Origin of the sequence: Oceanobacillus sp. AG (assembly GCF_009746545.1) — a bacterium.
GTDB lineage: Bacteria > Bacillota > Bacilli > Bacillales > Amphibacillaceae > Oceanobacillus > Oceanobacillus indicireducens.
In genome coordinates this window covers 1-25,094 of the sequence record NZ_WOWT01000037.1, presented here as the reverse complement: position 1 = coordinate 25,094, position 25,094 = coordinate 1, and the positions used below count along the sequence as shown (strand labels likewise).

Below are 25,094 nucleotides of genomic sequence, written 5' to 3'. Positions count from 1 at the left end.
GTATGAATAGTACAGCGATTCAACAAACGCCTAAAAGCCAAATAAATTTTGAACAAGTGAAAAAGAAGCAGCGGATGAAAAGTTTTTCTAAAGGCATGTTGTTCTTACTGCCTTCGATTGTTCTGTTTAGCGTGTTTCTATTCTACCCGCTCGCTCGAACCATTTATTTAAGTTTTTTCCTAACGGATGCCGCAGGGGCAACAACCGTTTTTGTTGGTTGGGAGAACTACGTGACGATGTTCACTTCCCCGATTTTCTTACAGAGTATGAAATCAACTTTTTTATTCGTCCTATATACCGTTCCGATTACGATTATTATCAGTTTGTTTTTGGCGGTGATTGCAAATGAGAAATTAAAGGGAATCGGTTTTTTCCATACGATTTATTCATCAACCATGGGGATATCGGTTGCGGCCGCGTCTGTCTTCTGGCTTTATTTATTTCACCCGTCCATGGGTCCGTTGAATCTGTTGTTAAACGCCATTGGTGCAGAGGGGATTGGCTGGCTGACAGACCCGTCTTGGGCACTGTTTGCGATAGCCATTACAACGATATGGATGAATATCGGTTTTACCTTTCTCATTTTATTAGGCGGACTGCAATCGATTGACTCTTCTTTATATGAAAGTGCGGATATTGATGGTGCCGGTTATTTTTATAAGTTAAGAAGAATTACGATCCCGATGCTTTCGCCAACCTTATTCTTTGTGGTGACCGTAACGATTATCAATGCCTTTCAAACCTTTGGGCAGATTGATATTTTAACACAGGGCGGTCCGGTGAATTCGACGAACCTTGTCGTCTATTCCATATACCGGGAAGCATTTGTAAACTATAAGTTCGGATCGGCAAGTGCTCAGGCGGTATTATTGTTCATCATTATATTACTCATGACTTTCCTGCAATTCAAGTTTGGTGAAAGGAAGGTTCATTACCAATGACAATTCCAACAGGTCGAAAAGTTATATTTTATATCTTACTGATTATTTCAGGATTTCTCGTCTTTGCGCCAACATTAATGGCGTTTGCCATGAGCTTTATGTCGAACAAAGACATTATGACGGGAAGCCTGCCTACATCGTTATCCTTTGATAATTATGTCAGGGCGTTCGGGCAGTTCCCATTACTTAAATATCTGTTGAATAGCTTAATCATTTCCTTAGTGATTATGCTTGGACAATTAATTTTATCAAGTTTAGCCGCTTATGCCTTTGTCTTTTTAGAGTTCAAAGGGAGAGATCTCTTATTCTTTGTTTTCATCGCGACGATGATGGTTCCTTTTGAAGCATCGATTATTCCGAACTTCCATATCATCCGTGATTTGGGGTGGATTGATACCTATCCGGGGCTGACCGTTCCATTCTTTGCGATGGCGTTTGGGACATTTTTACTCCGGCAGAACTTTAAACAAATACCGAAAGAATTAAGAGAAGCGAGTCAGATTGCTGGGATGGGGGATTTTAAATTCTATCTGACAGTCGTTTTACCTGTTGCGAGAACTAGTTTGCTAACTTTAGGTGTGTACGGATTTTTAACCTCGTGGAATATGTATTTATGGCCACTCCTCACGACGACGAACGACAATGTTCGTACCGTACAAATCGGCTTAAAGCAATTACAAACACAGGAGCAATTAAATGACTGGGGTGTCATCATGGCAGGTGCTGTTATCGTTGTGATTCCTACTTTAATTCTTTTATTCCTCGGTCAAAGCAAACTGCAAAAAGGATTAACGGAAGGTGCTTTGAAATAAGTTGGAGCTGCTCAAAATGAGCGGATGAACGAAATTTTTTATAAAAAAAGGAGTGTAATGAAAGAATGAAGAAGATACTTGCGATACTTATGTTAGGGTTCGTATTATTCCTTGCAGCATGTGGTTCAGATGGAAACGCGGACGAGGCAGCTGGTAGTGCTACTGCTGGCGCGGAAGGTACAAGTGAGGGATCTGGAGATAACGAAAAACAAGTCGTTACATTCTGGCACTCGATGGGTGGGGCTGGTCAGGAAGCATTAAATGCGATTGTTGACAGCTATAATAGTTCCCAGGATGAAGTTCAAGTGAATGCAGAATACCAAGGTTCATATGATGAAGCATTGACGAAATTTAATAGTGTTGCCGGTACAGACAGTGCACCAACTATTATCCAAACGTTCGAAATTGGCACGATGTCGATGATTAATAGTGGCAGCATTTTACCAATTCAAGAATTGGTTGATGCAGATGGTTATGATATGAGCGGTTTAGAGGAAAATATTATTAACTATTATTCCTTAGATGGAACGTTCTACTCGATGCCATTCAACTCTTCCACACCGGTTATGTATTATAATAAGGATGCTTTTGAAGCAGCGGGGCTAGACCCGGAAGCTCCACCAGAAACATTTGAGGAAGTAGAAGAAGCAAGTAAGGCAATTGTGGAAGCTAATCCAGACATGAAAGGATTTGCACTGCAGGCTTATGGCTGGTTATATGAACAACTGCTGGCCAACCAGGGCGCCTTATTATTAAACAATGATAACGGAAGAACGGACACACCAACTGAAATTGGCTGGACAGAAGAAGAAGGGAAATCAATCTTTGAATGGGTAGAGCGTATGGTTAATGATGAAACATTCGCTAACTATGGAACGAATGGTGACAACATGGTTTCCGGTTTCTTAGCAGGGGATGTCTCGATGTTCTTACAATCTTCAGCTAGTTCAAGAGATGTGATTGATAACGCACCATTTGAAGTAGGTATCGCATTTTTGCCACACCCGGAGGAAAAAGAACGCGCAGGTGTTGTCATCGGCGGGGCAAGTCTTTGGATGATTGACGGGAAGCCGGAAGCAGAAACAAATGCTGCTTGGGACTTCATGAAGTATTTACAAACACCGGAAATTCAAGCAGAGTGGCATGTGGGAACAGGTTATTTTGCAATCAATCCGGCTGCATATGATGAGCAAGTTGCCGTTGATGCACACGAAGAAATGCCACAATTAAACGTGACGGTTGAGCAACTACAAGCAACAACGTCATCGTTCGCAACCCAAGGCGCATTAATGGATATGATTCCAGAAGGCCGTAAAATTATGGAAACAGCACTTGAAACGGTTTATAACGGTGGCGAGGTAGACGACGCGTATAACACAGCAGTCGATCAATTTAATACAGCAATCGAACAAGCAAACGCAGCACGAGGAGAATAATTTTTAATAAAAGAATGAGAGGGAATAAAGTATGATCGGATGCTTTATTCCCTTTCTGATTATCCATGAAAGGGAAGTGTTACGATGACAGAGACGAAGATTTATGGGCATCGCGGGTGTATGGGAACGTTCCCGGAAAATACGTTACTCGGATTTCTTCAAGCGATCCGCCAAGGCGCAGATGGGATTGAACTGGATGTACAACTTACAAAAGATGGGGAGGTTGTCGTTATCCATGATGAGACGTTAGAGCGAACGACAGATGGAACCGGATTTGTAAAAGACCTGACCTTACAAGAAATCAAACAATATAGTGCAGGTGTAAAGTATGCTCATCTTAAGAATTATGATCGAGTGATTTGGTCTGCAGAACGTGTGCCAACCCTTCAGGAAGTGCTGGAGCTGTTAGCACCGTATAAAATCGAATTAAATATTGAATTAAAGACCAGTCTCTTTCAATACGAGGGCATCGAAGAAAAAGTATTAGCCCTCGTAAAGGAATATGGGAATGGTCGCAAAGTCATTTATTCCTCTTTTCATTTACCTAGCCTCTTGCGGATGAAACAGTTGGACCCGGATGCAGAAATTGCTTGGTTACTGGATCAAAGGATAGCGCATCCCGAGGATTATTTACATAGTTTGGAGCTTGAGGCATTACATGTATCCAAACGGATTGCATTTTCCGATACCTTTTATGGGAGAGATATAGTGAAGAAATTGCGGATTTGGACGGTTAACGAGCAGGATGAAATAAAACAATTACTCGATTTGGGTGTGGAAGCGATTATTACGGATTTCCCTGAAGAAGCCCTAAACGATCGAAATAAAAGGAAATCCCTTGCTTAAAAAGGTAATCGGTATCTTATGTGTAAGTTGTATTGTTTTCGCTGGTGCTTATCTCGTTATGGAACGGGAAGTGGAGCCCGAACCAGCCATCGTTGATTCCTCAAAAGTTATTGCACATCGCGGGGCGAATGATCGCTTTAATGAAAGTACGATTACGGCGTATAAAATAGCTGCTGAAGACGGTGTTGATGCCCTGGAGATTGATTTACGAATGACGGCAGATGGTGCACTCATTGCTATGCATGACGAAACGATCGACCGGACAACGAATGGAACGGGGAATGCAACAGACTATTCATTGCAGGAAATAAAGGAACTTGAAACGTCGGAAGTGTTTGGAGAGCAGCGAACAATGGAAGAAATCCCTACATTAAGAGAGATTCTCGAAACGTTTCGGGACACGGAGCACTATTATATTGAAACGAGATTGGTTCATGGGGAACTTGTCATGGAAGAACCGTTAATCGAGCTGTTACTCGAATATGACTTACTCTCCCAAGATCTCGTCACAATCCAGTCTTTCTCAGAGGAAAGTTTAGAAAAAATCCAAACGTTAGCACCAGAAATTCCGCTCACCCTTCTGTTTGGCAAAGAAAAATTCAATTTAAAGAAAGCAAAGACGTCTGATTATCCGATTATTGGCATAGAAGCAACGGACGTTACAATGAAAAGTGTTAATGAATTACACCGGCAAGGGAAAGAAGTGCATGTGTTTTTCAATGATGAGGTGACAACGAGGAAAGAGCAGGAGCGGGTGTATGAGCTGAATGTAGATGGTTATTTTACTGATGATATTCGGTTTACGAAAGGATTACTCAAGAAAGATAAGGATTGATGAAGAAGAGGTTAGGACATAACCTTTAGGTGTAGTGTAAAGCCCTATGTCTATTATTATAGATTTATAGTAAACTAAGACTATCGTTATTTAAAGTAGTTTTAGGAGGCTTCCAGTGAAAGAAATAGTTATTATATTGGCGGAAATTGTGAATGATATCCATGATATATTGACCGATATGTTCGGTTTACATATGACAGATAAGCAGCTTCATTTCTGGATCATCGGTATTATTGGAATGGTAACGTTCTTCATGGTGTATTTTTTCTTTAAAATCATTGAAAAAATGAAGTGGAGTACAACGATTCTTTCCTTTGTTTATACATTTACCGTTATGGTTGTCCTTGTATTTGCGATCGAGCTGCAGCAAGCAATCACGAACAGAGGAAATATGGAGTTTGCGGATGCAGTAGCGGGGCTATGGGGATTTATGGTGATGTTTTTGATTTATGCGGTGGCGGCAATACTCATTTATTTCCTATTTAAGACATTTAAAAAGAAAAAGTGAAAATGGCGTTTTCATAATTAATGTCAGAAATTACAAAGCTCGCTATTGAACTTATATACAATAGCGAGTTTTTTTGTGGTAAGCTGATTGAATCCAAAACAGTATTATGAAATTCATTATAGTAATCTTTTACTCTATATTCGTCAACGACACCCCATCACCATCTGATTCTACGGTGTACTTCCAATTATAATCACTAGTTTCCTCTTCACCGCTGTTATAAATTTTCTTAATCGTTTCGTCTGTCGTTACAATCCATGCGTCACCGTCTTCTTCAATATTTGTTACGGTTGCATCGATGACCTCTTGCTTCATGCCACTTTCCGCTAAGCGATCTACTAAGTCCACTTGCATGCCATGAAGGGCACTATCATCCTTGATATACGGACGAACGAGCTCATAATCATCCGCATTAATTGCTTCAACAAGGTTATAAATATAATTTAACGTTCTTCTTCTACTTGCGCATCTACATCATTGCTTGCAGGTTTTGAAGCTGACTTGGCAGCCTGATGCAGTTCCTGTGAACCTTCGAGGGTTTCCGTAGCTTCAAAATCTGTATTGCTAAACATTCCATACGAATTTGCTTCATCAATCAGCCATTTATCTTCCTCCGCATCGAAAATGATACGAAGTGCTACGGTGTCAATTCGTTCTTCTAAATCAGGCTGCTCGTCACTATGAAAAGTGGAGGCTGTAAAATGGAAATTAGCTGGGACGGAAACTTCATTTTTGTCATAGAACGTTAGCTCGTCATAATTTAGTTCGATTTTTTCTAGTTGCCCTGTGAAGTTCTTTCCATAATCTATGTTATAAGCAAAATTGTCTTTAAAAGTCCCTCTTAAACTTTCCGTAACAGCCGTATAAATAGTAGCATCGTTCGCTGCATGGGCTTCCACATATTCTTCTCCATACAATAAAATTACTTCTGATAAATGATCCATTAGCTCCTTGCTTACAGTGTTCAAGGTGAGCTCATAGTAATCTTCTTCAATCTTTATCTCATCTAGTGTTACCTTACCCCATTCTGTTTCAATAATTGGGGTTGCCGTGACAGAACCATCCAGGTTTAGCGGACCGAATGCTTCAATATTTAGGCTTTCATCGAAGGGGATCTGCTCTTCATTCACTTCCATATATGCATTTTTAATCGGACTGCCATTCTCATTATATAAGTGGAATGTTGTCGATTCTGCATCCAGTTGAATATCCTGATAAACCGTATCACTAGAGCTGTCTCCGAGGATTACTACATCCTCTGATTCAGCTTCCGTCAATTACCCGCTGTAAGTGCTATGTATTGTATACTTACCGGGTGCGAGTGGCCCATAAACAATATTTCGTTCATCGTTCTTTTTGGCAGGGAATGTTTCCTCATTAAATGTTGTTTCTATATTTTCAAAAGGCAGATTGAAGTCCGCGTATTGCGGTACTAAAGAAAATAGGTATTTAGGAAAAATAAATAAATGCTTGCCGTTCTCCGTTAGTTTCATCAGGTCATTCTGGTAAGAAAAGTCTTCTAAATTCGTCGTTTCGATGTTGATATAATGTGCCTCATCTTTTGCAAGCGCGATAAGTGCTTCTGCCTCTGCTTGTGAGATCGATTCACCTTGCATCCTTGTCATATCCTGAACTTTTTCATAATCTTCATCAATTATTGCTGTGATGAACCGTTCTGCCGTTTTTTCTGGAGAGAAATATGACTTCCCCCATGTATAGCCGCCAATCATGATAACCAAAAGAGCGGCAGCTGCACCTATGATTATTTTTTGTTTCTTCGAGTAAGTTCTTGGCTGCTTTTTAGGAGGGATAACTGTGCCCTGTGCCGAAGAGGCGTGCAATTTATGCCCACAGTTCTGACAAAAGTTTAAGGATTCATCGATAGCTTCTCCACATTCCTGACAGTACTTTTCCATGTCTGATAGACTCCTTTATATGAAATATTTTTCACGCATTAACGGTCTGTAATACCCCCACCTCAAAACACGAGGGAAAGCTACTAGGTGAAGGTGGAGATAAACAGTCCGGCAATCCCTGATTCTGTTCAACTAACATTCAGTGGGGGAAGGTAAGGAAACCCCACTGAATGAAGTTTCACTTTATTCATCTATTCAATCATTAGTAGTATAGACTAATATTTCCAGTTTGTTAAGCTGATTTTACTATTTAATGAATATAAAGTGATTAAAAATACTCTAGAAAAATGCGTGATTGATTCTAAAGGTCTATAGTTTCCTTTACAAAAGTCCCGGGAATGTGTATTATTATCTCGATGTAGGTGAATCATACTAGAGAAAGAGTGATAATATGCATGAATGTTTTAATTGCCACAAAGAAATCGGGGATGTTACGTTTTGTGGCCATTGCGGGGAGCGCCAAGCTTGTCAGGAATGCGGGGTGCAGTTTGAGCGTAAGAGTGCTTTTTGTCTGAACTGTGGGACGAAGCGAGAGGGCGAAAGTGAGTCCCAAACAATTGCTGATACAGAAGAGCAAACAGGAGGTACGGACCAAGCAGAGGCGTTGGCCCAAGCCAATCAGTCGGAGAAACAAAAGCAAGAGCCCCAACAACAGCCCGCGGTACCCATACAAGAAAATAGTTTTGTAGATTCCATGAAACAAAAGGCGCAAAAATTAGGCAAACGAAATCTTTCTATTATCGGCGGGATTCTTATTGTTTTGATCGCTTTTTTCATCTTCCAGGGATCTAATGACAGTCCGGAAAAAGTGATAGAGAATTTTTTCACAGCACTTAGTGATGGAGATGTGGAGAAAATAGAGCAGTATGTCGATCCGCTTGTTTGGGAGGAAATGCTAGATGAAGATGTGATGGAAGCGATGGAGATGCTTGAAAATCTGGATGTGACGATGGAACTGCTTGATCTTGAACAGATAGACACTGGCGAGGATTACATCGATTTTGAAGCGACTGTGAAGTACAACTCCGTCTTTATCGATGCCGAAGATGCAGAAGAATTAGTGAGTGTAGAAGTGATGCAATACGGTGATAAATGGTATATCTCGGATGTGTACTAATAAAGCAATAATACATAGAATTGAATGAATTTCATAATTACTAAAGTCGGCTTTCCCATCACCATATGTAGTTGGGAACGAACCAACTCAACTACATATGGTGATGGTGAAGCATTAAATACGTATTATGAAATTCATTAAATTAATTTAACGTTTATGCAGTAAACCCATTTCTTATTGTAAATAAAATGTAGATAGCTAGAGGAGACTAAATGATAGTTTCCGATGGCTATCTTTTTTCAGATTTTTTGAAGCAAAATTAATTATTACTGAGCTAGCAATGATTCGCTGCTTATTATTTCATTATTGCTTCCCATTCCCGAACGGATGAACTTTTAAAACAAGCGCAGAAGTTAGGCATGACTAAAATATATACAGATAAAAATGGCCGCATAAGAAGGAAAAATGAAAAATTTGTACTACCTAACCATTAGACTGGAAGGACGAGGAGGCAGGTGCTTTTTTAATTTAGATAAATCAACGTATTAGTATACTTCTCCGCAAGAAAAGCAAACTGTAAATTGTTGCTCAAATTCCGGAACTTCAACAAATTCACTATCATTGCAAGCTTTACATTTCATTTTTACCTCTCCCTTCATCACGCATTTACGGTCTATAATAACCCCACTGAATAAAGTTTTTCCTTATTATTTAAATATTTTAACAAATGAATTAATTTCATAATTGCCAAAGTGGCTTTTCCATCACCATATGTAGTTGGGAACGAACTAACTCAACTACATATGGTGATGGTGAAGCATTAAATACGTATTATGAAATTCATTAAAATTAAAACTTGTTTGGAAAGGCTTATTAGTACAATAGAGGCTATACCAAGTACTTAATCTGTTTTTACAGCTACGTTGTCCATGACGGATAGGTAGCGGGGCAATGAACATGTTCTTTTGTTTTTTGTATAAACCCAAGTAATTAGGGTTGAATAGAGATGTTTGTGTGGTACAATAACAATTACTCACCTAATGAAAGGAAGATCCACCGTGAAAGTAGTGAACAATATTGCTGAATTAATCGGAGAAACTCCGTTAGTGAGATTAAATAAAATTGCGGATTCAAATGGTGCAGCTATTTACGTCAAACTCGAATTGTTTAACCCTAGCCGAAGTGTGAAAGACCGGGCTGCTTTTTCTATGCTGGAACGAGCGGAAAAAGAGGGATTAATTAAACCCGGAGCAACGATAATCGAACCGACTTCGGGAAATACGGGAATTGGTTTAGCGATGAATGCCGCTGCTAAAGGATATAGAGCGATTATCGTCTTACCGGATACATCGACAAAAGAAAGGGTCGACATATTACGCGCGTACGGTGCTGAAGTTGTCTTTACACCGGGAGCTGGAAAGATGCCGGCAGCGATTGAAAAGGCGAAGGAAATTGCTGCTGTGACACCAAATAGCTTTATTCCGATGCAATTTGAAAATGAAGCAAATCCAGCTATTCATCGGATTACAACAGCAAAAGAAATTATCGAAGCGGTGGAGCAAGAACAAAAGAAACTTGCGGCATTTGTTTGTACTGCTGGGACCGGTGGGACGATAACCGGAACGGGAGAAGCACTAAAAGCGTATGATTCAGAGATTCAAAATATTGTCGTCGAACCAGCAGGGTCTCCTGTCTTGTCAGGTGGTGAACCCGGAAAACATAAATTAGTTGGAACGAGTCCTGGGTTTATTCCGGATATTTTGAATACGTCAATTTATGATAAAATTATTCAAATTGAAGATCAAGATGCTTATGATACCGTTTATGACCTTGCTCGTCAGGAAGGGATTTTATTAGGACCCTCTGGTGGTGCTTCTGTTTTCGCTGCTTTAAAGGTTGCAAAACGACTGGATCCAAGTCAAACGGTTGTCTGTATTGCCCCGGACAGTGGCGAGCGTTATTTAACGAGTGATTTATTTTCTGTGTAATTTACATATAACAAGCTATTAAAATAGATGGTTGTGGAGGTGAGGACATGTATTTATCCATTAAAGAAATTAAGAAAAGCTTTCCCTTAAAAGACAATGAAAGATTAGAAGTCTTGGACAATATTAATCTGGAAGTGGAAAAAGGGAGTTTCGTTTCGATTGTTGGTCCTTCAGGCTGCGGGAAATCAACATTGCTTTATTTGATTGCCGGCTTAGAAAAAGTAGATGAAGGATTGATTACGGTTGCTGGAAAAGAAGTAAAAAAACCCGGCCCGGACCGTGTTGTTGTATTCCAAGAGGACGGTTTATTCCCATGGCTGACGGTGCTCGATAATGTCACCTATGGCTTGAAAATAAAAGGGCAATCCAAAGATGAGATGGAGAAAAAAGCGAAAGATATCTTGCAAATGGTGCATTTGAGTAATTATGCTGATTCGTACCCTCACCAATTGTCAGGTGGGATGAAGCAGCGCGTATCGATTGCGAGAGCGCTTGTGATGGAACCGGATATTTTATTAATGGATGAACCATTTTCCGCATTGGATGAACAAACCCGAATGGTGTTGCACCGGGAGTTGCTCGAAATATGGAGGAAAACAAATGTCACGATCTTTTTTGTGACCCATAATATTCGAGAAGCGGTGCAATTATCGGAGAAAGTGGTGGTGCTTGCAACAAGACCAGGGAAAATAAAAGAAATTATTCCCGTACCAACGACAAAAGATGGGGTCATGCCTGATTCTGTTACTTTACATACGGAACAAAGAATATTAAGCCTCCTAGAGGGAGAAATAGAAAAAGTGTTAAAGGAGGAAATGGGAGATGACTACAGCTTTAAGGCGAATCCTGTTCATCGCAGTGATAGCGGTGATATGGGAAGTAACATCTAGAGTTTCCGGGCTGCCAGACTTTATGTTCCCAAGCTTACTCCTTGTCCTGGAGACACTTTTTACTGGATTAATCGATGGGCAAATTACAGCAGCCGTGATCAGAAGTATTGGGAGGATTCTCCTTGGATTTTCGATTGCTACCTTAATAGGTCTTATTTTTGGTTATTTAATTTGGCGATATAAGCTGGTGGAAGATACATTAGGTTTTCTCGTCACGGCATTACAATCCATTCCGAGTATTGTTTGGTTTCCGCTCGCGATTATTTGGTTTGGCTTAAATGAGTTCGCAATTCTTTTTATCGTAACCATTGGTGCCACATGGACGATGACAATGAATGCATCGAGTGGATTTAAAAATGTGCCGAGGCTGTATCAACGGGTTGCGAAAACCTATGGATCAAGCGGGTTTCATTTTCTAAGAACAGTTATTGTCCCGGCGTCTGTCCCACAATTATTATCCGGTATGCGTATTGCATGGGCATTCTCTTGGCGCGCCTTGATGGCAGGAGAATTACTGGCGAGCAGTGGTGGTCTTGGACAATTACTCGATGCCGGCCGTTCCTTAGGACAAATGGATCTCGTTATCTCTGTCATGATTATTATCGCAGTGATTGGAACGATTATGGATCAACTTATATTCTTACGGTTGGAGCGTTCCGTTCAACGAAAATGGGGAATCAGTTAGATTACTTGAGGAGGAATAGGATGATGAAAAGGTTTGTTCAATTGTTGTTAGCAATCGCTGTTATCGGAGTAGTGTTGGCAGGGTGTTCGAATGACGAGGATACCGTTACGATTGGATATTTTCCCAATTTGACACATGTTGCATCGATTGTTGCTTTGGAAGAAGGTTATTTTGCAGAAGAATTTGGGGAAGATATCACAATTGAAACACAAACATTTTCAAATGGCGGATTATTTATGGAAGCCATGCAAACAAATGAAATCGATGTCGGTACGGTTGGACCAGGTCCACTATTAAATATTTATCTGCAAAATCCAGAGTTTCATATTATTTCTGGTGCCGTTAATGGCGGGGCAGTACTTGTAACGAGCGAAGAAAGTGGCATCGAGTCACTGGAAGATTTAGATGGAAAGCGAGTCGCCATTCCGGTTATCGGTAGTACGCAAGATGTGATGCTCCGTAAAGCATTACAAGAAGTTGGCTTAGAAGCAACGTCAAGTGGTGGAACTGTAGAAATGCATGCGGCAGCACCAGCAGATACAGCAACTTTATTTGTTCAAAATTCGGTAGACGCTGCAGCAACACAAGAGCCGTGGGGATATATCTTGGAAACGCAGGCTGGCGGTGAGTTGCTGCTGGATTATGATGAGTTTGCTTGGGGAGAGGAATCAACCAATACGGTAGTAGCTGCCCGTAGCGATTTCAAAGAAAATACCGAGCTCACGGAGCAGTATTTACAAGCGCATAAACGTGCAGTTGAATTTATCCAAGAAAATCCAGAAGAAGCACAACAAATTGTGATTCAGCATATTCAGGATTTAACTGGGAAAGAAATTGATAAAGAAGAAACAGCAGCAGCCTTTTCCAGACTACGTGTAACGACAGATGTGAATGAACAAGTCATTCAGGAAATGGCGGATATTAGTCTAGAGGCAGAATATGTTGATTCGAATGATATTGAGGGGATGATTGATCTTTCTATTTTAGAGGGGATGGAGTGATTCGTGGGCATCTTTGTTCCAGATTGGAAGGAACAAAGATGCCTTTTTTCTTTCCTAATGAATTGATTCCTTACTGTCCAAAATGTGGGGAAGAAATGAATTTATGGGGCCGCCCATGGAACTTCTTGGAAGGTGAAGAATATCGTGCGAGCTGGCAACGTGCAGTGGATTCTATTTATAACAACAAGGAGGATATGCAAACGGTTAATACGCTAAACAATGGGGCAATTCCAGAGCTACCAGCTGATGCGATCATTGAAGTAAATAGCGTCATTACAAAAGACGGTCCAAAGCCAATTGCAGTAGGAAAATTGCCTAGCGCAGTAAAAGGTATTATTTTACAGATGGAAAACTTTGAAGAATTAGTTGTACAAGCGGCAATTACAGGTAGTTATCATGATGCTTCGTAAACTTGTAGAACCAAAAGGGATTAAAGTAGATATCATTGACTCTATTGCATATGGCATGATCCAAGGTGACAAAGTGCTTGAACAAGCGTTACATGTAGCAAAATAAATCTTACCTTGAATTATTCATAGCTTTAGTAGGAGGCACCTCTTCTATTTGGTCGTTTTTTCTCGATATTTAAACTATACCAAAAGTGGAGGTGTTTTTCTTTTATAATCACATCTTGTCAAGGAGCATAATCAAGTACCGCAAATATTATAACAGGTAACGATTAGACATTATTTTTACTCTGCAAAAGTTGAGTAAGTTAATTAAACAAGTCATTGAAACACTTTGCTTCAATGACTCGTTTTAATTTAATTGATTATATAAGTTGAATTTAATGTTTTTGCCTGAATAGATGCAGATGTATAGAGGGACAGTTCGATTGTTAGCTATTGGATGTGACAGGCACTACTCACCTAACCGATTTTGCCATTCTGCAAGCAGGAGTTCTTTACCTTTTTTAACTCCTGGATGGAATTGAATATAGGCTTTGTCGCGGGCTCTTTCAATAGATTCGATGGAAGTCTGAATGTCCTTTTCAAGTCCAGGAATACCTGCATGATGTGCTATCGTCAGGCCTGCAGTCTTTCCTTGAGCGATGGCTACTTTGGCTCCCTCGATCCCGGTTATATTCCCGGCAACATATAGGCCATCGAGATTTGTTTCCATGCGCTCGCTATGTAATGGAACGTAGCCACCGAGCTCCTCGCTGTAATAAAAGGAACAACCGGCAACTGCCGCTAATTCTGCAAGCGGGTAGAGACCACCGGCAATACAGACGAAATCAGCTTTAATCTTTTCCTCCGATCCTCCAACAACATCACCTTTCGAATCAATTGTCGCAACTATTACACCTTGAACTTCATTATCTCCATAGATCTCTACAACCGCTTTCCGAAGCTGAATCGGAATATCCCAGATTTTCACTCCAGTCTTCGGGAAAAAAGTAACACCCATATTTTTCATAAAATCATTTTTCATGAGTCTGCTGCCAAGCTTAATAAATTTGGACGGGGCCATATGGGAGACATGAAGCAGTGAATTCATTACTTCCTTGGGTTGTGATGACTCATTTGTAACCTGGCTGTTTACAGGAAGTGTCATAGCGACAACTTCTATCCCGGCAAGTTTTAGTTCCATCGCAATCGCCGCAGAGAGCACATTAACCCCAATTATTACTCCGCGGTTTCCGGGCTTTACTCGATGTACATTTGTCATCACCTGAGCCGCTCCAACTGACATCACCCCGGGCAGCGTCCAGCCGGGAACAGGTACCGGTGTTTCCGCAGCCCCGGTTGCAAGCAATAGATGCTTAGCAGTAAAGCTCTCTGTATCCGTGTAAACTGTCCAATGCTCGTTTGTTTGTACAATATTATTTACAGGCGTATTCAGCAGAAAACGGGTACCGAGCTCCAGCGCTTTTTCATAACGAATTTTCGACTCTTCCAGACCATTCCACCAGGTACCGTCCGGCTGTTCATAGAGCTGTCCGAGAAGCCTTCCACCCGCTATCATATACTCATCGAGGACAAGTACATCAAGTCCTTGCTCTCTACACGTGATCGCTGCTTCGAGACCGGATGGTCCTGCACCAATAATAATTACCTTATTCATCTTCCGACCTCCAATCTCTTACCGTAGTTGGCAGCCGTCCGCCACTTTCAATCACCATACCTTCCTGAAGCGGGGTCAGACAAGCGCGTACACCTTGTATACCATTGACTGCCACTCTGCATTCATAACAATGGCCGATGTTACAATAAATACCTCGGGGAGTGCCATTTTCTTCATGATGACGCAGGGTTCGTACTCCATTGGCGAGCAGTGCCGCTGCAATGGACTCCTGTTCAAATCCGCGATATTCTTTATTATTGAACCTAAATGTAATTAACTTTCGTTCCTCTATCTTTCCAAGTACTGGGTGATCGATGATTCGCTGCTTCATTGTTTCACCCCTCCTAAGTCAGTAAAGCTGACCGGACGAATCGGTGGCTGATATTTTAGTGAAACTTCTTTATTATTCTTCGGACTATCCTGAAACATGGCAATTTTATCGATCATGCCACGGCAGGTGCGTCCACCACAGTAGCCCATTCCTGCCCGAGTTCGCAATTTTAGTTCTCGTGCGGAGCAATTATAGGTCTTTTTCGTTTCCATTAATTCTTTATATGTCACTTCTTCACAACGGCAAACAATCATTTTTTCATTTTGCATGCAATCCACTCCTTCTCTCCTTTTCATGAATTACAATGCAAGAATTGTGCCAACTATTTTCTGTCTATAATTCCAGTCCTAATTTATTCATCCGGTTATAAAGAGTTGCACGGGTGATCTGCAGGTTTTTAGCAGCGGTCTGCTTATTCCCTTTCGCTTTTTTTAGTTCTTTTAAAATAATATCTCGTTCAGTAAACTGAAGTCTTTCTTTTAGAGAAAGCCCCTCCGAATGCTTCAGCGGAGAATCATTGTACGGAGCATGGTTATTGGGTTCGAACGGAAGGTACTCTGATTTGATTTCTCCACTTTCAGAAAAAACGACAAGCCGTTCCACGACATTCTTCAATTCACGAATATTTCCAGGCCACTCATGTTTCAGAAGAGCCTGCATGATACCTTGAGAAATACCATGAATTGGCCTGTTATATTTAACGGATGTTTCGTATAAAAAGTAATGTGTAAGTTCAATAATATCCTCTGGACGCTTGCGGAGTGGAGGCACTTCAATACTGACAACATTGAGCCGATAATATAGGTCCTCTCGGAAATTTCCCTTCCGAACCTCTTCCTTCAAGTCGCGATTCGTTGCAGCAACAACCCGGAAATCCACTTCTTTTTCCTTTGTTCCCCCAACAGAGAAAAACTTATGATCCTGAAGGAGACGCAGGATTTTCACTTGCATATCAAGTGGCATTTCTCCAATTTCATCGAGAAAAAGGGTGCCGCCTTTGGCAAGTTCCACTTTCCCCTTTTTTCCTCTTTGATCAGCCCCCGAGAATGCTCCTTTTTCATAGCCGAACATTTCACTCTCGAATAAAGCGGAGGGAATAGCCCCGCAGTTGATTGCAATAAAAGGAGCATCATTTCCTTCCCGGAGCATGTGGATGGCTTTTGCGAATAGTTCCTTCCCGACACCACTTTCCCCGTGAATTAGCACATTAGTGTTGGTCGTTGCTGCCTTTTTTATCATTTTCTTCGTATTTTTTAATAAAGTGCTGTTGCCTTTAATCTCAGCGAATGGTTCTTCGGTAGCTGTTAATTTCTTGACCGTATTCTCCAAATGAAACAGCTTTTCTGTTGTATTGGCCAATTCATTATTAAGCCGGATTTGACTTGTTATATCCACTTCGGACACGACCGCACCAATAATTTTATCCTGAAGATAAACCGGGTTAGAATTAATTAGCACCACCAGGTTTTCTCTTGCATTATGCTGGCTCCTGTAAAGGGTGGTGCCGTCTTTTAATGTTCTTAAAAGCTCAAGTTGTTCCCGATGGAAGAAATCAGTAATCTTCCTGCCGATAATCTCTTCACGCTTAACAGAGAAAATGTCCTCCGCTCCTTTGGTCCAGATCAGCACATTCTCGTCAGCATCAATAACCGTACAGGAGCTGTCAATGGTCTCTAAAATGGTGGTCAAGTAGGCATTCATTCGCTGATAGGATTGAAAGAGCTTGCGTGCAAGTCTCGGTGCATCGATAAACCCTTTGCACCGTTTTCCATCATAAATTAAGAAACGGTCCACATGCTGCACTTCCTCCAGCAGCTTGCTAATATCAGCTGTGGCAGCATTTATTTTTTTACAGGAGAGGAAGAGGAGTTCTCCGGTCTCCTCATCGAATTCCGCAAGATAAGAAGTGCCATCTTTCTCAATAACTACCTTTCCGGGCTGCACTGCTCTCACCTTTTCCAGCAGCTCTTTCCCTCTATCTTTCTCACTTTGTAAAACGCTTACATTGGTATCCATTAGTTCTTCCAATTTTAGAGAAAAAGTCATGTTTGCTACTCCTTTCAAAGTGTCAATTAATATTGACAAGTTTAAAAATATTTTGGCATGTATCTATAGAAAAAGCAATAAGACTATTTATTATCTGTTATTTAAGTTGGCACGTTATTTGCATTACTATTTACAGAGTGTCAGGAATGAAAGGAGGGGTGCAATGAATAATAATTCTCATCGGGATATTGTCGTCATTGGAGGAGGTATTATCGGTGCAGCTATTTCTTATTATGGTACCAAGGCAGGACTGGAAATAACCGTTCTGGAAAAAGGAGAGCTTGCAGGCGGCACTTCTTCCCGGTGTGACGGAAATATCCTTGCAATTGATAAAGATCCCGGCTTTGATAGCCAGATGTCTTTTGCCAGCCAAAAGCTGGTACGAGAGTTGAGCAGTGAACTGGAAATACCCTTTGAATACCGTTATCCGGGAAGTATCTTTGTCTGTGAAAATGAAGAAGAAATGGAAGCGGCAGAGAAGTGGGTTGCACGTCAGGTTGAAGCGGGACTTGAATTCCGGATGATTGACAGAGAAGACCTGCTGAATGAATCCAAATACTTTGCTGATGATCTGCTTGGCGGGCTGGAATGTAAAACAGATTCAACAGTAAATCCTTATATGCTGACATATTCTTTGTTTCACAAGGCAGAGAAACTAGGTGCTCGCATTCATACACATACGGAAGTGACCAGCCTCAAAAAAGTAACAAGCGGAGAATTTATAATAGAAACGACCCAGGGTAACTATACGGCGAAAAGAGTAGTGAATGCCGCGGGAATCTGGGCGCCCTTTATCGGCGAAATGGTCGGGGTGAAGATCCCGATTAGCCCACGGAAAGGACAAATTATCGTTGCTTCAAGGCAACAACCGGTCGGTATCCGTAAAATTCAGGAGTTTGGTTACTTGCTTTCCAAGTTTGGTGGAGAACGGCAGGTAGATGAAGAGACAAAGAAATATGGTGTTGCACTCGTGTTCGAACCGACTGCTGCGCAAAACTTCCTGATTGGGAGCAGCCGGGAATTTGTCGGATACGATACCACCGTAAACTGGGATGTGACAAAGGTGATGGCAAATCGGGCCATGCGCTTTTTCCCGAAAATACGCGATATGACGGTCATCCGTACGTATGCGGGCTTACGACCCTGGACGGAAGATCACTTGCCGATTATTTCTCATATTGATGAAGTGCCTGGTTTTTATGTGGCGGCAGGGCATGAGGGGGATGGCATCAGTCTTGCAGCAATAACTGGAAAAGTCATTCAGGAGATGCTCTCCGGTGAAGAACAAACGATACCAATCGAGCCACTTCGCTATGACAGGTTCAGAGAAAGGGTGAAAGTTTAAATGAAATTTGACATGCTGTTTACCACAATTGATACACATACTGGAGGTAATCCGACACGGACGGTGATCAGCGGTCTGCCGGAACTGAAAGGAGACACGATGTCAGAAAAAATGCTCTATATTCATGAGCATTATGACTGGATCCGTAAATTTTTAATGAACGAGCCACGCGGACATAGCGTTATGTCCGGGGCCCTGCTTGTGGATCCGTGTCATCCGGATGCAGATATTGGTGTGATTTTTATTGAAACGGGAGGATATTTACCGATGTGCGGGCATGATACAATCGGCTGCTGCACTGCACTTATTGAGACAGGCATGATAGAAGTGAAAGAACCTTATACGTTTCTCAAGATCGATACACCAGCCGGACTTGTCGAGACAAAAATTAAAGTAAGTGGAGGGAAAGCGGTGGAAGTGACATTTGCGAATGTTCCTTCTTTCCTTCTGAAGTCCATTGAAATCGACGTCAGTGGCATCGGCAGAGTGGAATGTGATATCGCATACGGCGGGAATTTTTACGGGATTATAGATGCAAGAAAACTCGGGCTTTCCTTAGAGCCGGATAACGCTTCGACTATTATTGAAAAAGGCATCACCATCCGTAATGCGATTAATGAGGCTGAAAATATCGTACATCCGGAGTTCCCATTTATTCAGGGCCTGACACATATCGAGTTCTTCTCTGACCCGGTCCACCCCGATGCAGATGTGAAGAATACGGTGGTTGTTCCGCCAGGCGGGATTGACCGTTCACCATGTGGCACCGGTACATCCGCAAAAATAGCGACCATGTATGTAAGAGGAGAGCTTGGTGTCGGGGAGGAATTTATCCACGAAAGTATTGTCGGATCCTTATTCAGAGCCCGAATCCTCGAAGCAATTAAAATCAAAGACTATGAGGCTGTTATTCCGGAGGTGACCGGATCAGCGTGGATGATGGGGATGCACCGCTTTTACTATGATGAAAGTGATCCGCTCCGTGAAGGCTATCTTCTGATTCCGCCAATGCAAGACCAATCAAGGGAGGGGGTATAGAATGAATCTGTCTAAAATGTTTTCTACAATCGACACCCATGTTGCAGGCGAGCCATTTCGCATTGTAACCCAATCCCCAATTCGGCTGAATGAAAGGGATGTGTATGCAAATAATGAACGTTTGCAGACTTCCTTCGCTAGTGAAAAGGCATTGCTTATCAATGAGCCGCGGGGACACAGAGGGATGACAGGCTGTATCGTTACTTCATCTCGTCATGCAGATTTTTCACTGTTTTTCTTTAGCCATGACGGAGCGACGTTTAAGTATCCGGGGCTTGCGGCTGCACTTACTGCACTGCTCGAAACAGGAAATATTCATCAAAATGAAAGCGGTGTCTACCGGGTGGAAACGGTACATGGTATTTATGAACTGAACACTTCATTTATAAATGGAGAAGTAAAGGAGGTGCAATTTGAAACAGATGAGGTCGGCCCTATTGAAAAAAGGCCGGTCTGCGAGGCAGTGACAGTAGCTGGCCAAAGAAAGTATCTGGTTTTCCCGTTTACGGAAGAAGTTCCTGAGTTAACTACAACTTTTATTTCAGAGGTAACAAGATGGGGCAGAACGACGGTGGAGGAGTGGCATGCAGCAAAGGAGGAGTTTACGGGTTTAATTCTTGCGGATTTTGCCGCCGCACAGCAGGGGCTTGCCCGTTCCGTAACGTTTGAATCAGACGGCAGTATCACACGCTCTGCCGGAGTTGACAGCACGATTGCGTTATTTGCAGTATTGCGCAAGTCGTATCCAGAAATGGGGTGGTTGGAAAACAGAAGTGTTTTTGATGAGCCGATTATTGCAGAAACACTTCCGGAAGATGAGAAGCGTTATTCCGTGCTACTCCGGGCAATTGTAACCGGTACGCATGAATTCTTATTTGATGAAACGGATCCGCTGCGGGATGGGTTTATCTTAACGTAAACATGGAGCAGAGACCAGCAGGGTGTACAGGAATTCCATATAAAGAGGAGGAAAAAAATGAAATCTGAGAAGGCATTAAGGCTGCCGAATCGTGGCGAGATATTGTTTGCGCTGATTGGCTTTGGGGCAGTGATGTTTATTTTTATTGTGCTCTTTGAACTGCCAATTCACCTGGCATTGCTGGTGTCATGGTTTCTTATCATTGCGGTCGGACTGAAAATTGGCTATCGCTATAAACAGATGCAGGATGGACTCCTGAGAGGGATTTATGATGGGCTCGAAGCAGTATTGATTCTGATTGTGCCTTAATCGGTACCTGGATTGCCGGTGGTATTGTGCCCTCGATAATTTATTACGGAATGTCAATTATTGATCCAAGCATTCTTCTCTTGGCAGCTTTCTTTATCTGCACAGTGACATCTATCGTAACAGGAACTTCTTTCGGCTCTGCAGGAACAGCGGGGATTGCGATGATGGCGATTGGAGCAAGCTTCGGTTTCCCTCCTCCGCTTGTTGCGGGTGCTGTCATTTCCGGATGTTATGTTGGGGATAAGCTGTCACCTATTTCTGATACTACGGTAATGACTGCGTCTCTTGCAAAAGTAGATATCATTGAACATATTAAATCCATGCTTCGGGTCAGTATTCCGGCCTGGGTAATTGCTGGTGCACTATTTCTGATTGTCGGTTTCTTCTATCAGGGAAGCGGTGATCTGAGTGCTGCAACTTCCATAATGGCTTCCTTGAAGGAACATTTTAATATCGCCTGGTATATGCTACTTCCTGCAGTCGTGGTGGTAATGCTGGCAATGAAAATGCCTTCGATTCCAGTTATCATGTTCGGCGCACTATTAGGCTCCATCTGGGCATTTATTTTCCAAGGTGTACCTTTCCTTGGTGCGATCAATATTATGTATGCAGGCAGTGAAATTACTTCGGGGATAGCGTTCATTGATGAATTGCTAAACCGCGGCGGGATTGTTTTTATGCTGGATGTTATTGCTTTAATTATCCTTGCGCTTGGAGTTGGCGGTCTCATGGCGAAAATCGGCATTATTCGCGCAGTAGGAGATTTCCTTGCGAGATGGGCAATCAATCCGGGCAGACTTACAACATCCACTGTCATAAGTGGATTCATGGGAAATGTGTTTGGGGCAGCTTATGTTTCATTAATTACAGCAACAAAAGTTACAGAAGACAACTACGATAGGATGAAAATTGACCGGCGTGTACTTTCAAGAAACACAGAAGCTGGAGGGACAGTCACCACACCGCTTGTCCCGTGGTCTGACGGTGGGGTATTCATGACAGCAGCGCTCGGTGTGCCGACGCTCAGCTACTTGCCATTTGTCTGGTTTAACTTGCTTGTCGTACTGATTACTCTGATTTATGGCTATACGAATACATTTATCTGGAGAACGGAAGAAGCAAAAGACGAGAAACCAATTGAAAATGTTGTATCAGGAAATTAATGAATATAAGGAGGAAAAAAAGTGAGTAAAATTAAAGGTGTATTTCCAGTTTTAATTACCCCGATGCTTGAGGATGGTGCAATTGACTGGGACGGATTCAGGAAAAACATTGAGCACTTTATTGAGGAAGGTGTTGCTGGAATCGCGATTAACGGCAGTACGGGAGAGTTTGTCAGCTTGACGAAGGAGGAGCGCTTTAAGGCGGTTGAGATAGCGGTCGATCAGGTGAACGGCCGGATTCCGCTCGTTGTAGGGACGGCGGCAGAGACAACAGCTGATGCGGTCGAATATACACAGCAGGCGGAAAAAACAGGTGCAGATGCGGCACTGCTGATTAACTCTTATTACGCTCACCCGAAAGAACATGAAATCTATGAGCATTTCAAAACGGTTGCTGAATCGGTTCAGTTTCCTATTATGATTTATAATAATCCATTTACATCAGGTGTCGATATTAGTACAGAAACGATTTTAAAGGTGGGGAGGGATGTCGCTAATATCACGCACATTAAAGAATCAAGTGGCGACATTACAAAAGCAAGAGATATTGCCAGGCAGGGAGTAGGAGATATTGAAGTGTTCTGTGGTTCTGAGGACCTTGCGTTGGAGTCCTTCTTAGTCGGAGCAGTCGGGTGGATTTCTCCAGCTGGAAATATTGTGCCGGGACTCGTGACTGAGTTGTATGAACATGTAAAAAGCGGTGAGCTAAACAAGGCATGGGGGCTGTATGATCGGCTGCTTCCGCTTTGTAATTACCTGGAGGAGTCTGGAAAGTATGTGCAGCTTTCGAAAAGGGCAATGGAACTGAAAGGCCTTGCTGGAGGACCATGCCGCAAACCGAGATTAGGGCTCACGGAGGAAGAAGACGCGAAGCTGATTGAATTGATGGGAAGTCTTGATGTTGTAAAACAATAAAAAAGGAGGGAAAGAGTATGCAAACTATAGGTTATAATTTGAAGCCTAGAGTACAAGAGTTTTTAGAAGGTGTGAAAGGTCTCTATATTAACGGTGATTACGTGGAATCAGAAAGTGGAAAAACGTTTGAAGTACTCGACCCGTCGACAGAAGAGGTAATTGCCACCGTTAGTGAAGCGCAGGCAGAAGATGTTGATAAAGCTGTTCAGGCAGCAAGAAAAGCTTTTGATGAAGGCGAATGGACCGACCTTGAGGCCGCAGAGCGTTCCCGCATGATATATAAATTTGCAGACCTTTTAGAAGAACACCGGGAAGAATTGGCACAGCTTGAAGCCTTGGATAACGGCAAACCTTATCATATTGCGATTACGGATGATATCGATGGGACGATTGAGCAATTCCGTTACTATGCGGGCTGGGCAACAAAGTTACTCGGAAAAACGACATCAGTTTCTCCAAATTATGTGACCTATACCGTTCATGAGCCAATTGGGGTGGTCGGTCAGATTATCCCGTGGAATTTCCCGTTATTGATGGCTGCATGGAAGCTTGGATCCGCGCTTGCTGTCGGATGCACTGTCGTCATTAAGCCAGCTCAGGAAACACCGCTTTCCCTGCTTTATGTCGGACAGCTTTTTAAAGAAGCAGGCTTCCCGGATGGGACAGTAAATATCATTCCTGGCGACGGACCGGTTGCAGGAAACGCACTTACAACGCATGAGGGAATTGATAAAATTGCATTTACCGGATCTACTGCTACTGGTATAGAAGTCATGCACCGAGCGGCTGATCAGGTGAAGGACATAACGCTGGAACTCGGAGGAAAATCCCCGAGCATTATTCTGGAAGACGCAGACCTGGATGAAGCGATTGAGGGTGCATTTAATGGGACGATGTATAATCATGGACAGAACTGCAGCGCTACCACAAGAATCTTTGTCCACCGCAAGCACTATGATACGGTCTTACGCGCACTGGAAGAGCGGGTGAAGAAAATCCGCCTCGGTTCTGGACTGGATCCGGATACTAACATGGGTCCGCTTGTTTCTGCCAAGCAGCAGAAGCGTGTCTTGGATTATATTGAGCAGGGCAAGAAAGAAGGTGCTCGGCTTGTTACTGGAGGAGGAAAAGGAAAGGACAAAGGTTTCTTTGTAGAACCAACGATATTTGCTGATGTTACGGATGACATGGTAATTGCACGTGAAGAGATCTTCGGGCCAGTCATGTCGGTATTCGTTTTTGATGATGTAGAAGAAGTAATCCGCCGGGCAAACGACAGTGATTACGGCCTTGCCGCAAGTGTCTGGACAGAAAATATTAAGACGGGACATTATATCGCGAAAAAGCTGAAATCCGGGACGGTGTGGATCAATGACTTTGGATTGGAATGGGAAACCATGCCATTTGGTGGCTTTAAGAAGTCAGGAATCGGCCGAGAAATGGGTGGAGAGTATGGACTTGCGAGTTATACAGAAGTGAAGAGTGTGTTTGTGAATATTGAGAGGTAGTATTTACGGGAGATAAATGCAAAAGGACGGGAACATAGTGCGCATTGTAGTTATACCGTTCCTGTTTGCCATAAGTACCTGCATGTGTAGGGTCCAAGTCAAAGATAACCGCATCTGATTCCCGATGTGAATGCATTTTATCCGGCAATACTTGATTGGCTTGAAGTAAAGAAGTAATGGAATTAGAATCAAAGTGATCCAAAGGGATAAGCTAGGTTGTGAAGCAAACTTATCCTATTTCGGCATTTAATAATTTTAAAGCTGGGTAATACGACATGAATATTCTCCTTCAGGTAATATTAGCTATACAATATACCTATTCGACAAATGATGAAAAGGTCCCTCTATTAAAAACTATATATTTAAAAACAGCCACTGGTAGATTAAAAAATTCAATGGCTGTTTTTTCTTTTACGCGCGCCCAGCAAGCCGTTAATTGCTAGTTGGTGAAAGTCCAACCTGAGTAGGTGCCAAGACGCTCAGTAGCTGACAGGCAACTGGTGGAGAAATCCTAAGGTTGAAGCCCTGTGACAAAGTA

At 42.3% G+C, this 25,094-nt stretch carries 23 protein-coding genes and 2 pseudogenes; 18 read left to right on the top strand and 7 right to left on the bottom strand.

Annotated elements, in window-relative coordinates:
- Positions 1 to 2 precede the first annotated feature (2 nt).
- The 6 genes from GN217_RS16540 (at position 3) to GN217_RS16515 (ending at position 5,378) form a co-directional block, all read left to right on the top strand.
- Positions 3 to 941 carry a carbohydrate ABC transporter permease gene (locus GN217_RS16540; protein WP_156857780.1) on the top strand — a complete coding sequence of 313 codons (939 nt, stop codon included), beginning with the start codon at positions 3 to 5 and terminating at the stop codon, positions 939 to 941.
- The gene (locus GN217_RS16535; RefSeq protein ID WP_156857758.1) at positions 938 to 1,753 is read left to right on the top strand and encodes a carbohydrate ABC transporter permease; all 816 of its coding nucleotides are present in this window, start codon (positions 938 to 940) and stop codon (positions 1,751 to 1,753) included. The genes GN217_RS16540 and GN217_RS16535 overlap by 4 nt, the downstream gene beginning before the upstream one ends.
- 65 nt (positions 1,754 to 1,818) lie before the next feature.
- The gene (locus tag GN217_RS16530; protein ID WP_156857757.1) at positions 1,819 to 3,189 is read left to right on the top strand and encodes an ABC transporter substrate-binding protein; all 1,371 of its coding nucleotides are present in this window, start codon (positions 1,819 to 1,821) and stop codon (positions 3,187 to 3,189) included.
- Between the two features lie 84 nt (positions 3,190 to 3,273).
- Positions 3,274 to 4,035 (top strand): glycerophosphodiester phosphodiesterase, encoded by a 762-nt coding sequence (locus GN217_RS16525; RefSeq protein ID WP_156857756.1) that lies wholly within the window; start codon positions 3,274 to 3,276, stop codon positions 4,033 to 4,035.
- Positions 4,028 to 4,870, top strand: coding sequence for a glycerophosphodiester phosphodiesterase (locus GN217_RS16520; protein WP_156857755.1), 843 nt, complete (start codon positions 4,028 to 4,030; stop codon positions 4,868 to 4,870). Before GN217_RS16525 ends, GN217_RS16520 begins: the two co-directional genes overlap by 8 nt.
- Positions 4,871 to 4,985: 115 nt before the next feature.
- Positions 4,986 to 5,378 carry a hypothetical protein gene (locus tag GN217_RS16515; protein ID WP_156857754.1) on the top strand — a complete coding sequence of 131 codons (393 nt, stop codon included), beginning with the start codon at positions 4,986 to 4,988 and terminating at the stop codon, positions 5,376 to 5,378.
- Between the two features lie 129 nt (positions 5,379 to 5,507).
- Here the strand turns inward: GN217_RS16515 and GN217_RS16510 are convergent, their stop codons facing one another.
- The 3 genes from GN217_RS16510 to GN217_RS16500 are packed head-to-tail and all read right to left on the bottom strand — an operon-like array spanning position 5,508 to position 7,294.
- Entirely contained in the window at positions 5,508 to 5,795 is a 288-nt protein-coding gene (locus GN217_RS16510; protein ID WP_483310471.1) for a TcaA NTF2-like domain-containing protein, read from the bottom strand.
- A gap of 26 nt (positions 5,796 to 5,821) precedes the next feature.
- Positions 5,822 to 6,655: a TcaA 3rd/4th domain-containing protein gene (locus tag GN217_RS16505; RefSeq protein WP_156857752.1), complete on the bottom strand. Its 834-nt coding sequence runs from the start codon at positions 6,653 to 6,655 to the stop codon at positions 5,822 to 5,824.
- Positions 6,656 to 7,294, bottom strand: coding sequence for a TcaA second domain-containing protein (locus GN217_RS16500; RefSeq protein ID WP_156857751.1), 639 nt, complete (start codon positions 7,292 to 7,294; stop codon positions 6,656 to 6,658). It abuts the gene before it with no gap.
- Positions 7,295 to 7,685: 391 nt separating this feature from the next.
- Here GN217_RS16500 and GN217_RS16495 point away from each other — a divergent pair, with 391 nt between their 5' ends.
- The 6 genes and pseudogenes from GN217_RS16495 to GN217_RS19575 form a co-directional block, all read left to right on the top strand.
- Positions 7,686 to 8,411, top strand: a complete 726-nt coding sequence (locus GN217_RS16495; protein ID WP_156857750.1) for a zinc ribbon domain-containing protein — start codon at positions 7,686 to 7,688, stop codon at positions 8,409 to 8,411.
- A gap of 998 nt (positions 8,412 to 9,409) precedes the next feature.
- Positions 9,410 to 10,339 (top strand): cysteine synthase A, encoded by a 930-nt coding sequence (gene cysK, locus GN217_RS16490; RefSeq protein ID WP_156857749.1) that lies wholly within the window; start codon positions 9,410 to 9,412, stop codon positions 10,337 to 10,339.
- Positions 10,340 to 10,386: 47 nt separating this feature from the next.
- Positions 10,387 to 11,229: an ABC transporter ATP-binding protein gene (locus tag GN217_RS16485; protein WP_156857748.1), complete on the top strand. Its 843-nt coding sequence runs from the start codon at positions 10,387 to 10,389 to the stop codon at positions 11,227 to 11,229.
- Complete coding sequence (locus tag GN217_RS16480; RefSeq protein ID WP_156857747.1) at positions 11,162 to 11,914, top strand: ABC transporter permease; 753 nt, start codon at positions 11,162 to 11,164, stop codon at positions 11,912 to 11,914. Before GN217_RS16485 ends, GN217_RS16480 begins: the two co-directional genes overlap by 68 nt.
- 20 nt (positions 11,915 to 11,934) lie before the next feature.
- Positions 11,935 to 12,915 (top strand): aliphatic sulfonate ABC transporter substrate-binding protein, encoded by a 981-nt coding sequence (locus GN217_RS16475; RefSeq protein WP_156857746.1) that lies wholly within the window; start codon positions 11,935 to 11,937, stop codon positions 12,913 to 12,915.
- Between the two features lie 164 nt (positions 12,916 to 13,079).
- Positions 13,080 to 13,319 (top strand): annotated as a pseudogene (locus tag GN217_RS19575) (family 4 glycosyl hydrolase); the annotation flags it as partial.
- A gap of 457 nt (positions 13,320 to 13,776) precedes the next feature.
- On the opposite strand, the gene GN217_RS16465 reads toward GN217_RS19575, so the two are convergent.
- The 4 genes from GN217_RS16465 to GN217_RS16450 form a co-directional block, all read right to left on the bottom strand.
- Entirely contained in the window at positions 13,777 to 14,982 is a 1,206-nt protein-coding gene (locus tag GN217_RS16465) for an NAD(P)/FAD-dependent oxidoreductase (protein ID WP_156857745.1), read from the bottom strand.
- The gene (locus GN217_RS16460; RefSeq protein WP_156857744.1) at positions 14,975 to 15,313 is read right to left on the bottom strand and encodes a (2Fe-2S)-binding protein; all 339 of its coding nucleotides are present in this window, start codon (positions 15,311 to 15,313) and stop codon (positions 14,975 to 14,977) included. Before GN217_RS16460 ends, GN217_RS16465 begins: the two co-directional genes overlap by 8 nt.
- Entirely contained in the window at positions 15,310 to 15,582 is a 273-nt protein-coding gene (locus GN217_RS16455) for a (2Fe-2S)-binding protein (protein WP_156857743.1), read from the bottom strand. Before GN217_RS16455 ends, GN217_RS16460 begins: the two co-directional genes overlap by 4 nt.
- A 64-nt stretch (positions 15,583 to 15,646) precedes the next feature.
- Entirely contained in the window at positions 15,647 to 17,359 is a 1,713-nt protein-coding gene (locus GN217_RS16450; RefSeq protein WP_156857742.1) for a sigma-54 interaction domain-containing protein, read from the bottom strand.
- Positions 17,360 to 17,522: 163 nt separating this feature from the next.
- On the opposite strand from GN217_RS16450, the gene GN217_RS16445 reads away from it, so the two are divergent.
- From GN217_RS16445 to GN217_RS16420, 6 genes and pseudogenes are all read left to right on the top strand, one after another.
- The gene (locus GN217_RS16445; protein ID WP_156857741.1) at positions 17,523 to 18,704 is read left to right on the top strand and encodes an NAD(P)/FAD-dependent oxidoreductase; all 1,182 of its coding nucleotides are present in this window, start codon (positions 17,523 to 17,525) and stop codon (positions 18,702 to 18,704) included.
- Positions 18,705 to 19,742, top strand: a complete 1,038-nt coding sequence (locus GN217_RS16440) for a proline racemase family protein (protein ID WP_156857740.1) — start codon at positions 18,705 to 18,707, stop codon at positions 19,740 to 19,742.
- A 1-nt stretch (position 19,743) separates the two neighbouring features.
- The gene (locus tag GN217_RS16435; protein ID WP_156857739.1) at positions 19,744 to 20,661 is read left to right on the top strand and encodes a proline racemase family protein; all 918 of its coding nucleotides are present in this window, start codon (positions 19,744 to 19,746) and stop codon (positions 20,659 to 20,661) included.
- 57 nt (positions 20,662 to 20,718) lie between these two features.
- Positions 20,719 to 22,133 (top strand): annotated as a pseudogene (gene nhaC / locus GN217_RS16430) (Na+/H+ antiporter NhaC).
- A 21-nt stretch (positions 22,134 to 22,154) separates the two neighbouring features.
- Entirely contained in the window at positions 22,155 to 23,048 is an 894-nt protein-coding gene (gene dapA, locus GN217_RS16425) for a 4-hydroxy-tetrahydrodipicolinate synthase (protein WP_156857738.1), read from the top strand.
- 17 nt (positions 23,049 to 23,065) lie between these two features.
- The gene (locus tag GN217_RS16420) at positions 23,066 to 24,556 is read left to right on the top strand and encodes an aldehyde dehydrogenase family protein (RefSeq protein WP_156857737.1); all 1,491 of its coding nucleotides are present in this window, start codon (positions 23,066 to 23,068) and stop codon (positions 24,554 to 24,556) included.
- Positions 24,557 to 25,094: the final 538 nt, after the last annotated feature.